This window comes from Paramesorhizobium salinisoli (genome assembly GCF_003335045.1).
Taxonomy (GTDB): Bacteria; Pseudomonadota; Alphaproteobacteria; order Rhizobiales; family Rhizobiaceae; genus Paramesorhizobium; species Paramesorhizobium salinisoli.
In genome coordinates this window covers 44,869-54,065 of record NZ_QOZG01000014.1, presented here as the reverse complement: position 1 = coordinate 54,065, position 9,197 = coordinate 44,869, and the positions used below count along the sequence as shown (strand labels likewise).

Sequence of the window (9,197 nt, the reverse complement as noted above, 5' to 3'; positions counted from 1 at the left end):
GCGCTGGCCGACAGCCGCGTCCTCGCTCTGAAGGCAGGAGCGGCCCGATCACCGCCCATTCTTCATCCGTCAGTCCTATCCGTTCGCCCAAGGCTGCCTCCAAATGGAAGCCTTGAATCAAAATTCGATTCCTCAGTCAATCTTTGTCCACGAGCGCTAGATGGGCGAGAGCCGAGCCGTATTGGAATCCATCGCCTGAATGGATTCGAACCTGGAACCCGGTCAAAAAACGGGGCGAAAGACGGTTATGAGCGCTGCCGCCATGGGTCTCGTCATCGTCGTTAAGTGCCGAAAGAAGTTTGCGGGGTCTCACTCTTCGCCGTTGTTCACGCCACTGTCCGAAAAAGTCTGAACCAAGCGGTTGCAGTCAGCATTCTGACCAGCCAGCAGGCTTACCGGGTCAACGACCCCTACTCCTACACCGATAGCATTTGCCGCCGCCCATGCCCAGTCTTCCTGAGCTCGCGCAAGAAGCCTGGGAGCCTCCGTAGAAATGCATGCGCTTCCGGCCTGAACAATCTCATCTGATGGCACGCCTTGAAGGCGCTTTGCTACTTCGGCCTGCAGGGGGGTTACGACAAGCAGAGCAAACAGATAACTTATAAATTCGGACACTACATTCTCCCTATTTAGCGCCGCATATGGTTATCACTGCAGATCTGCACCAGAGTGACGCGATGAATTTGTTAGGGAACGGTGGTGGACTGTAGCCTCTGACCCACCTCAAGTGGGTGACACAGAGATATTGCCTTCTGAACCCGTCGCCGATTCAACTCACAATCTCTTATCAAGCCATAACCTGTCGCGGAAAGCGGCTCAGTGTTACGCCTGCTTACCCGGGGCATTCAGAAGCCGAGCGAGACGGCTTGAGCGCCGTTCAACTGACGACCCTTACCAGGCAATGCACAAATATCCGGCCACCCGAAAGCGAACGCCAGATTGCGTCTGCCTGACAGGCTTCTAAGGCAGCCATCTACCGTCTCCATATGCGCCTTTGACCGGTGCTGATAGTTGCCTGTCCGCCGCCGCGATCTCACAAGCGACGCTGCCGAAGGCGGGCCTTTCCAGCAACCTTCGATACCAGTCGGCCAATGCCGGATGATCATCGAGCGAGGCACCGCCCAGTCGCAGAGCGAACAATATTGCCATGAACACGGCGATATCGGCCGCGCTGAATGATCCGCAGAGGAAATCCCGGCCCTCAAGTTTTCCGGAGAGATCGGCGAAATGCCGATCCAGCGCCGTCTCCGCCGGACGCGCCTTACGCTCAAGAGCCGACCAGTATTCTGAATCACGCTGGCCGGGTGTAGTGCGGTGCATCAGCGGCTTGAGCGAGACAAGCAGAATCTCGTCTGCGAAAAGATCGTAGAGACGGCAATGCACCCGCTCTACGGGAGTGCCGGGAAGAAGCCGCACTTGCGGAAAGGCATCCTCGAGATATTCGATGATCACCGTCGAATCGTAGATCGCGATGTCGCCATCGAGCAAAACCGGAACCTGCCTCATGGGGTTGGTCGCAAGGACGTCCGGATGCTTGGGATTGTAGCCCTCCGTTTGGCTAAAGGGCACCATGACGCGCTCAAAGGTTAGGCCCTTTTCGTGGAGGGAGATCTCGACCTTGCGCGAGAAAAGGCTGAGCGGTCCGGAAAGCAGCTTCATCTGTCCCCTCCGTTTCTGGGCGTATTCGTCGCAAGAGACGAAAGGCCTTCACCATGGATCAGCGAGCGCGCTGTCGGCGTCAGCCGTGATATTTCATTCGGCCGCCACACGCGGCCATCCATTTCCGGAAGGATGCGGTCTGTCCAATCCCGCAATGCCGCAAGAGCATCGATATGAGCGTCATAGGCCACCTCATCGCGAAAGAGCGAAAACCAGACGAAGACGGTTTCTCCCTCCCTCACGGGCAGTCGTGGAAAGGTGTTTTCCGATCGCTCCGCGACGAAGGTTCCTAATACGAGCGCGCCGGCTTGGCTCAAAACCGGCGACACGTCCCGAATGAAGAAATCCGCAAACGCGCTGTCGGTCCGGGGAGCAAGGTGCGCAACCGTTGCGACGACGAGCCCGGGCCGCCTGCCTTTCGCATCGCGAGAAGGCCGCCGGGCATCTGTATCCCAAAACGCGTTCTCCAGCGAGAGCGGCCGGAGCAACAGCACATTGTCAGAGTTCACCATCGTCCCGTTGGCGGCATCGCGATGCTCGGCCCAGACCGGCCCTGAATAGAACGCCTGCAGCGCATTCTCGCGTGAAGCCATGTCGCTGAAGCCGCGCAGCCAGACAAAGCTGTCGGGTACGTCAAGATCGCGAAATTGTCCAATGAGATGCATGCCGGCGTCCTCCTGCGTCTCGACAAACTCCCGATCGAAAAGATCGATCAGATCCTCGCGCCTTCCGGCGCGCAGTCTGTATCGCCGCAGTTCCACCACTAAGATCGGAGCGAGGCATGCTGGTGCGGGCATACTCTCCTCGGCAGTGGTCTTTAATTCATTCATCGTGTAGCTTCCCACTGACAGGACAGGTGTCCTGTTTTGGTTATACAGGACACCTGTCCTGTTTTGTCAAGTTGCTCTCTTGCGACCAGCCAGCCAAAGACGATGGAGAGGCAGATGAAGACGGACACGGTTCGGTCCGGCGGGCGGCGGAACGACCCTAAAGGGACCAGGGACAGACTCATCGACACCGCCTATGCCGCCTTTGTCGGCAATGGCTACCACACGACCTCGATGCACGATCTCAAGCGGAAAGCCGCCGTTTCCGGCGGTGCGCTCGCCCATCATTTCCCGACCAAGAAGGACATTGGCATGTCGGTCTTGCGTGACAGGGTAGCCAGAGCGGTCGAGGAGACGTGGATCGCGCCATTGCAGGCGGCATCCGGCGCGCGCGAAGGAATTCTCTCCATCTTTGGGGAGATCGTTCACGACCTTGAAGGCCGTGGATTCGTAATGGGTTGCCCGCTGAACAATCTGTCCTATGACATGGCGCGGCAGGACCCGGATTTCCGCGTGGAGATTGAGTTGATCTTCCGGCGCTGGTGCGACGCAATCGCGAACAAGATCCGTGCCGGCCAGGAGCCGCTCGATAGGGTCGACCCCGATGCCTTCGCAACGCTCGTCGTTGCGGCCTATTCAGGCGCCATGACGATGGCCAGAGCCAGCCAGAGCGCCGCGCCGCTCAGAGCCTGTGCCGACCAACTCGATCACATCATGGAGGACTGGGGCGTCGCTTGACACCTTGGTATTGAAACAAGAAATTTCCCAGCGTCGGGGCGGCTGGTGGACGGGCAGATCGCCTATTGAACCGAGTTTTGCCAAGATGTTCGTCCGCATCATGGAGCAGTCACATCCGCGTGGACTTATCCGAATTTAGCGCCGTTCCTCATCGGACCGGCTCGACACCGTATAGGAGGCTGACCACACTCATTGTCACGGACCTGAGATCGTGAGGCGTGTCGGCGTCGAAGGAAACCTCCTTAAAAGATGTCCCCCAACCGCCGCCTTTAGCCGCCGCAACCATCTCAGCCTCAGGCAGCTAGATCGCCGCACCCTCTCCCATTTTCCGCACAATCCGTTCGACCGCGTCGGCCAACGCAACGGAGCCGCGGCGCTGTTCAGTGCCCTCTTCGTGCTCGACCCTGCCGCTGGCAATGCCATCATACATTCCGAGCAGCGCATCGATGACTTCCGGAGAGACCCCTTCCAGCGTGAGCACCGCAGCACGCGCCTCGGGCGGAACGAACACCGTCTCCACTGGGCGACCGAGCGCCCTGCCGAATGCGGCCGCGACATCGTTGGCGCTCCAGTCCTGCGGACCCCGCAGTTCAACGATCCGGTTGCCGCTGAAGTGGTCACTGAGCAGACGGGCGACGGTGCGCCCCACGTCGATCGTGCTGACCATCGGGATCTTCTGCGAGGGTTCGAGAAAGCTCGGAAGCACTCCGTCGGCCATCACAGTCGGTGCTACCTCGCTCCAGGTCTCGACGAAATAACCCGGCCGCAGGAAGATCGTTGACGGCGCTGCCCCCCCGAGATGCTTTTCCAGGCCATTGAGCGTTGCGATAACGCCTGTGCCCGTTTCGTGCTGGGCACCGACGGAAGACAGGGCAACCACCTTTGACAGCCCGACCTGTCGCACCGCTTCTGCAAGTGCGCTGCCGACCTCGTCAACTCGTCTATAGGGATCGCCGATTACGGGCGGAGGAGAGAGCAGGAAGGCGCCCGACGCGTCCCCTAATGCTGCGGCAAGGCTTGGCACGTCGTCAATACTGCCGATCGCCACGTCGGCCCCCAACTCAATCCACTTTTCGGCCTGCTCCGGTCGTCGCAGCACGACGCGAACAGGTTTGCGCAATTCAATCAAGGCGCGGGCGGTCTCGCCGCCGGTTCGCCCGTTTGCTCCAAGCACTACATACATGTCGATTTCTCCTTGGTTGACGCTCCGGATACTAAGGCGCGAGTTGCCATGCGTCGAATGCATGATGTACATTATGCCTATGCGTGAAGTGGATTTGAAAACCGCCGACCTCAACCTGCTGGTCGTGCTCGAAACATTGCTTGAGGAGCGAAGCGTAACCCGAGCTGCAGTGCGGCTTGGCATGAGCCAACCCGCTGCCAGCCGGGCGCTCGCGAGGCTGCGGAGACTTTTCTCCGACGCGCTTCTGGTAAACGGACCGGGTGGATATCTGCTCACAGCGCGCGCGGAGGAGATGCGTTCTTTGCTGCGCAGCACCTTGGCAGGCGTCAGCCAACTTCTCGCCGGCAGAGCATTCGATCCGATGCAGGCGACCGGGTCCGTGCGCCTGCTGATGCTGGATCTTGAAGCCGCAGTACTCGCTCCGCGCCTGATCGCCAGTCTTGCGGAGCAAGCGCCGGCGGTCGATCTCGAAGTGGTGCCGCCAGGGCTGCGGCCGCTGGAGATGCTTGAAACCGACGCGGTCGAGGCCCTCATCGGTGTCGTCGAGAACGCGCCTGCCGGAATCCGGAAACGCAAGCTCTACCAGGATGACTTCGTAACCCTGATGCGAGCCGACCATCCTGCCGCGGGCAGGATGCTTACGTTGGAACGGTTTCTAGAATTGGACCATGTCGTCGTCAGCATCACCGGGACCGGCCGAGCCTGGGTTGATGAGATCCTCGCTCGCTCGGGCAGGCGACGCCGGGTAAAGGTTCGGGTCCCAAGCTTCTTCGCGGCAGTCGAAATCGCCGCGCGCTCCGACCTGGTCATGACGCTGCCCTCCAGTCTGGCTCGAACGGCCGCTGACATGCGACGCTTCGTGATGGCGCCGCCGCCGCTCGACCTGGAGAGCGTGGTCATGAGCCTCGCCTGGCATGCACGCCATCAGGATGCCCCGAGACATGTCTGGCTGCGCAGAACGATCGTCGCGGCCATTGCCGATATTGACCTGTCGTGATCCCCACCGCCACCGCAGTCTTGACGAAGTAGTTGCCGCACGCAGGGCTGGATTGTAACGAGATTGACGCGGTGCTTCTCACCCCTATGCATCTGGCTCACATTGGCGGCGCCATCGATCCGCATGACAAGGCCGTGTATTCAAACGCAGAGTTGATTGTTTCGGAAGCTGATTTCGCTACTGGCACGACGATACAGTTTTTCGCATAACTGTGGGGCCGCCGCATGCCATTTCAAGCAACGGTGCCCGGACTCTAAGGGAGGTCAGTCGATTGAGATCACGATCTTGCCCCGAACCGTGCCGGCCTCCAGGTACGTGTGGGCTTTTGCCACGGCAGCGACCGGCTGAACGTCGAACACTTGGGGAACGATGCGTCCAGCCCGGAGGTCAGTGGCTATTTTGGAAAGAGTAGCTGACAGCCCTACCGGATCGGCCGTATAATAAGTGTAGATGTCCGATACGCGAATTCCAATGCTCTTGGTGAAATGGGTCATAAGAAGGTCGGCGGCACTGCCTGTCGGAGGACCAGCCAGGTGACCGAAGCTGATCACCTGGCCCATCGGTGACAGTAACATCAAGTCCTCCGCTATCGTCGAGCCCGCGACAGCGTTCAGACAGACTTCGACGCCACGACCTTTTGTGAGTTGCATCACTTGGTCGAACATCGAGCTTTCCTTATAGTCGAAGGCCGCAAAGGCACCGTTGGCCAAGACGAAATCATGCTTTGTTTTATCGGTCAGTGCGATGGCTCTGAAACCTGCGTTTCGCGCAAGTTGCAGGGCCGCGACACCTACCCCACCCGCCGCTGAGCGTACGAGCACCCAGCTTCCCGCCTTCAGTCGCCCGTAATCGAAAAGCATATGATGGGCTGTGACATACGCCACCGGCGTGGCTGCCGCTGCAAAGAATGTGATCTCCTCGCCTATCGGCGCGACATAGCGGGCATCGATGCAAACGAACTGTCCGTAGCCGCCCGCCGCGAAAGGTCCAAACCACATGACTCTCTGCCCAGCCTCGAATTGCGAAACCCCGGCGCCTACAGTTTCGACGACTCCGGCTCCTTCCACCCCGGGGACGAACGGCAATTGTGCAGCCTGTGCGAGCTCGCCTCGCCGGATCATCAGGTCGATGTTGTTGACGCCGGTGGCACAGTTACGAATGAGCAGTTGCCCCTCGGCGGCGACCGGGCGCGGCACTCGGCGCTCCTCAAACGCGTCGTCGCCATACCGCATGATCGCAGTGACCTTCATCATAGATACCATTTTGGACCTGCCGTTCTTGACGTTGCGTGGAAGGATTGTTGTCGCGCTATCGAGTGAATTCAGTCAAATTGATCGCCATGAAACACAAATTCACGACCAATGAACATTCCTCTCCCTCCCAGTGGAACACGTTCAATGAATACGAGCTGCGGCGAATAGATCTAAATCTGCTACTGGTCTTCTCTGCGGTCATGCGCGAAGGAGGTGTCAGGGGCGCGGCGCGACGCCTCTATCTTGGCCCCTCCGGAGTCAGCATGGCATTGACACGGCTTCGCGCGATTCTAGCGACCGATCTTTTCGTTCGCGCAAAGTCGGGGCTTGTGCCCACCCCGTTCGCGCAGCAGCTCTATGAGAGGATCCTCCCAGCTTTGACCGAGATCAACGCGGCGCTTCTGGCCAACGGCGAGTTCGAACCCGCAACCGCCTGTCGGACCATCCGCGTTGCAATGACCGACGATATCGAGATCAACCTCGGTCCGCGGTTGATCCGCCGGCTCCAGGACGACGCGCCCAATATGGACCTCGTCATACGCGCTGGAGACTACAGCACTGCTGCCACGATGCTTGACGAGGATCTGGTCGATCTCGTCATCTGCGCGCGACCGTCCCGGCAAGAAGCGCGTCATCGTGTACAAGCTCTCTATACAGAAAGTTTCGTCGTCCTTTCCGGCAGCGCTGCACCGCGATCAAAGAGTGCTATGACCCTAAGCGCGTACACGGCAACACCGCATGCGCTCGTTTCGGCAAACGGCCTTTCGAGCGGCCTGATAGACGAATCCCTTCGGGAATTGGGCGCATCGCGACGGGTTTCCGTCGTGGTGGAGCGGTTCTCAACTTTGCCCCACCTGCTGAAGTCAGCGAACCTGTTGGCCAATGTGCCAAGCGTCTCAGCCCGCGTGCTGTCGACGACCTTTGGCCTGACCAGCTACGTCCTGCCTTTTGCAAGCCCAAGGTTTGAAGTCGTCGCAATCTGGCACGCCAAGTCCGATGTTGATCCCACCCAATCGTGGGTTCGATCGATCATCATACAAGAAACGGCGGCGATGAGAGCTTAAAGTGCCCACACACACCGATAACGCGCCTCTTTGCGGCCAAATTCCAGTTACTCGACATCGAAAGAATGGTGTCGCTCTCCATTTAACGGGGGTCTTCTTTAATTAGGTACGGTCTGACAGACTGTGACAAAACACACCCCATCCAACGAAAAAGATAGCCCTCAGGCGACCCTGGCCGACCTCGCTCGCCAATCCCAATATGCTCTGGGCAGTCAATCCTGGAATCATGCGCCCAGCTTCACGGCGCGCGCCCGACCGGCGACGCCTATTGCTGGCCTGGTTTCGCAACGGAGGGGCCCCTGGAACGGTTGGCTGATCCGGCCCAACGTTCAAATGAGAACCGGACCTCCCGAGATGGGCCGGCGGACAATACTCCCCGTATATGCTGGTTTCATGGAAACCGCTTCATCAATCACAGGAGTATAGATCAAGGTGGAAAAGGCAGTCTTCTATCACGCCGGCTGCACGGTCTGCATCGATGCGGAAGAACGATTTGTCGATGCGCTCGACCGCAACCGCTATGCGATCGAATCCGTCCATTTCGGCGATGCCAGGGACAGGATTGCAGAAGCGCGCACGGCCGGCGTCAAAGCCGTCTATCACATTAATCATAGTGCAGACCTATCTGAGTTGGGCTGAGATCATGGTCACAACCGCAGCACGCGGCATGCTGAAAACGGCCGCAGTCATTCGCCACCTCTATTTTGAAGATCTCGGCACGTGGGAGGCCGTGCTCACGGCTTCCGGGTATCGTATCCACTATTGCGATATTGGCATGGACGAGCTGTGGACGACCCCGCCGCTCCCGATCTGATGATTGTCCTGGGAGGTCCGGTCGGGGTCTATGAGACGGACGCCTACCCCTTCCTTGAGGAAGAACGCCAACTCCTTGAAAAGCGCCTGGCGTCGGGACGTCCGACACTAGGCATCTGCCTCGGCGCTCAAATGATCGCCGAGGCACTCGGGGCAAAAGTCGCACCAATGGGATACAAGGAAATCGGCTTTTCCTCGCTCTCGCTGACAGAGGCCGGGCGGGTTGGGCCGCTTCGGCACCTGGAAGGCGTTCGCGTGCTTCATTGGCATGGGGACGCCTTCGATATGCCCGAGGGCGCGGCCAGCCTCGCCACGACGGCATTGTGCGCAACCCAAGGCTTCGCGATCGGGCGGAATGTTCTTGGTCTTCAGTTCCATCCGGAAGTGGATGCCTGCGCAGGGATCGAACGCTGGCTGATCGGCCATGCTGCCGAACTTGCCTCGGCTGGCATCGATCCTCGTGCCCTTCGCGCCGACGCGACAAAGCATGGACCGACGCTGCGCGAGGCTGCTCGGAAAACCTTCACCGAATGGCTTCAGGGGACATATTAGCCGCCTCCCCATTAAATTTTACCGCCGGCGCGAGGACATCGCCTGCTGGGCTGGCTGCCCTAACTTGTTTTGTACTGTCGCGCAGCTGCTTTACCGCCCAGCCTTGCCAGA

General features: G+C 59.3%; 11 protein-coding genes. 6 read left to right on the top strand and 5 right to left on the bottom strand.

Features of this window, described 5'->3' with window-relative positions; all coding sequences use genetic code 11:
- Positions 1–309: 309 nt before the first annotated feature.
- From DUT91_RS21885 to DUT91_RS21875, 3 genes are all read right to left on the bottom strand, one after another.
- Positions 310–615 carry a hypothetical protein gene (locus DUT91_RS21885; protein WP_114442595.1) on the bottom strand — a complete coding sequence of 102 codons (306 nt, stop codon included), beginning with the start codon at positions 613–615 and terminating at the stop codon, positions 310–312.
- A gap of 345 nt (positions 616–960) precedes the next feature.
- Positions 961–1,659, bottom strand: a complete 699-nt coding sequence (locus tag DUT91_RS21880; protein WP_114442594.1) for a glutathione S-transferase family protein — start codon at positions 1,657–1,659, stop codon at positions 961–963.
- A complete protein-coding gene (locus DUT91_RS21875; protein WP_114442602.1) occupies positions 1,656–2,456 on the bottom strand; it encodes an NIPSNAP family protein in 801 nt (266 codons plus the stop codon). Before DUT91_RS21875 ends, DUT91_RS21880 begins: the two co-directional genes overlap by 4 nt.
- Before the next feature lie 147 nt (positions 2,457–2,603).
- Between DUT91_RS21875 and DUT91_RS21870 the strand changes: the two genes are divergently transcribed.
- Entirely contained in the window at positions 2,604–3,224 is a 621-nt protein-coding gene (locus tag DUT91_RS21870) for a TetR/AcrR family transcriptional regulator (protein ID WP_114442593.1), read from the top strand.
- 301 nt (positions 3,225–3,525) lie between these two features.
- Here the strand turns inward: DUT91_RS21870 and DUT91_RS21865 are convergent, their stop codons facing one another.
- Positions 3,526–4,407: an NmrA family NAD(P)-binding protein gene (locus tag DUT91_RS21865; RefSeq protein ID WP_114442592.1), complete on the bottom strand. Its 882-nt coding sequence runs from the start codon at positions 4,405–4,407 to the stop codon at positions 3,526–3,528.
- A 79-nt stretch (positions 4,408–4,486) separates the two neighbouring features.
- Here DUT91_RS21865 and DUT91_RS21860 point away from each other — a divergent pair, with 79 nt between their 5' ends.
- Complete coding sequence (locus tag DUT91_RS21860; protein WP_114442601.1) at positions 4,487–5,404, top strand: LysR family transcriptional regulator; 918 nt, start codon at positions 4,487–4,489, stop codon at positions 5,402–5,404.
- 263 nt (positions 5,405–5,667) lie between these two features.
- On the opposite strand, the gene DUT91_RS21855 is transcribed toward DUT91_RS21860, so the two are convergent.
- Positions 5,668–6,657 carry a quinone oxidoreductase family protein gene (locus DUT91_RS21855; RefSeq protein WP_245419888.1) on the bottom strand — a complete coding sequence of 330 codons (990 nt, stop codon included), beginning with the start codon at positions 6,655–6,657 and terminating at the stop codon, positions 5,668–5,670.
- Positions 6,658–6,704: 47 nt separating this feature from the next.
- On the opposite strand from DUT91_RS21855, the gene DUT91_RS21850 reads away from it, so the two are divergent.
- The 4 genes from DUT91_RS21850 to DUT91_RS21840 all read left to right on the top strand — a co-directional run bounded on the left by DUT91_RS21850 (position 6,705) and on the right by DUT91_RS21840 (position 9,086).
- Positions 6,705–7,721 (top strand): LysR family transcriptional regulator, encoded by a 1,017-nt coding sequence (locus DUT91_RS21850; RefSeq protein WP_245419886.1) that lies wholly within the window; start codon positions 6,705–6,707, stop codon positions 7,719–7,721.
- Between the two features lie 432 nt (positions 7,722–8,153).
- Positions 8,154–8,360, top strand: a complete 207-nt coding sequence (locus tag DUT91_RS21845; RefSeq protein ID WP_114442591.1) for a thioredoxin — start codon at positions 8,154–8,156, stop codon at positions 8,358–8,360.
- A 4-nt stretch (positions 8,361–8,364) separates the two neighbouring features.
- Positions 8,365–8,535, top strand: coding sequence for a hypothetical protein (locus DUT91_RS26850; RefSeq protein WP_245419884.1), 171 nt, complete (start codon positions 8,365–8,367; stop codon positions 8,533–8,535).
- Positions 8,508–9,086 carry a glutamine amidotransferase gene (locus tag DUT91_RS21840; RefSeq protein WP_245419882.1) on the top strand — a complete coding sequence of 193 codons (579 nt, stop codon included), beginning with the start codon at positions 8,508–8,510 and terminating at the stop codon, positions 9,084–9,086. Before DUT91_RS26850 ends, DUT91_RS21840 begins: the two co-directional genes overlap by 28 nt.
- The last annotated feature ends 111 nt before the right edge of the window (positions 9,087–9,197 follow it).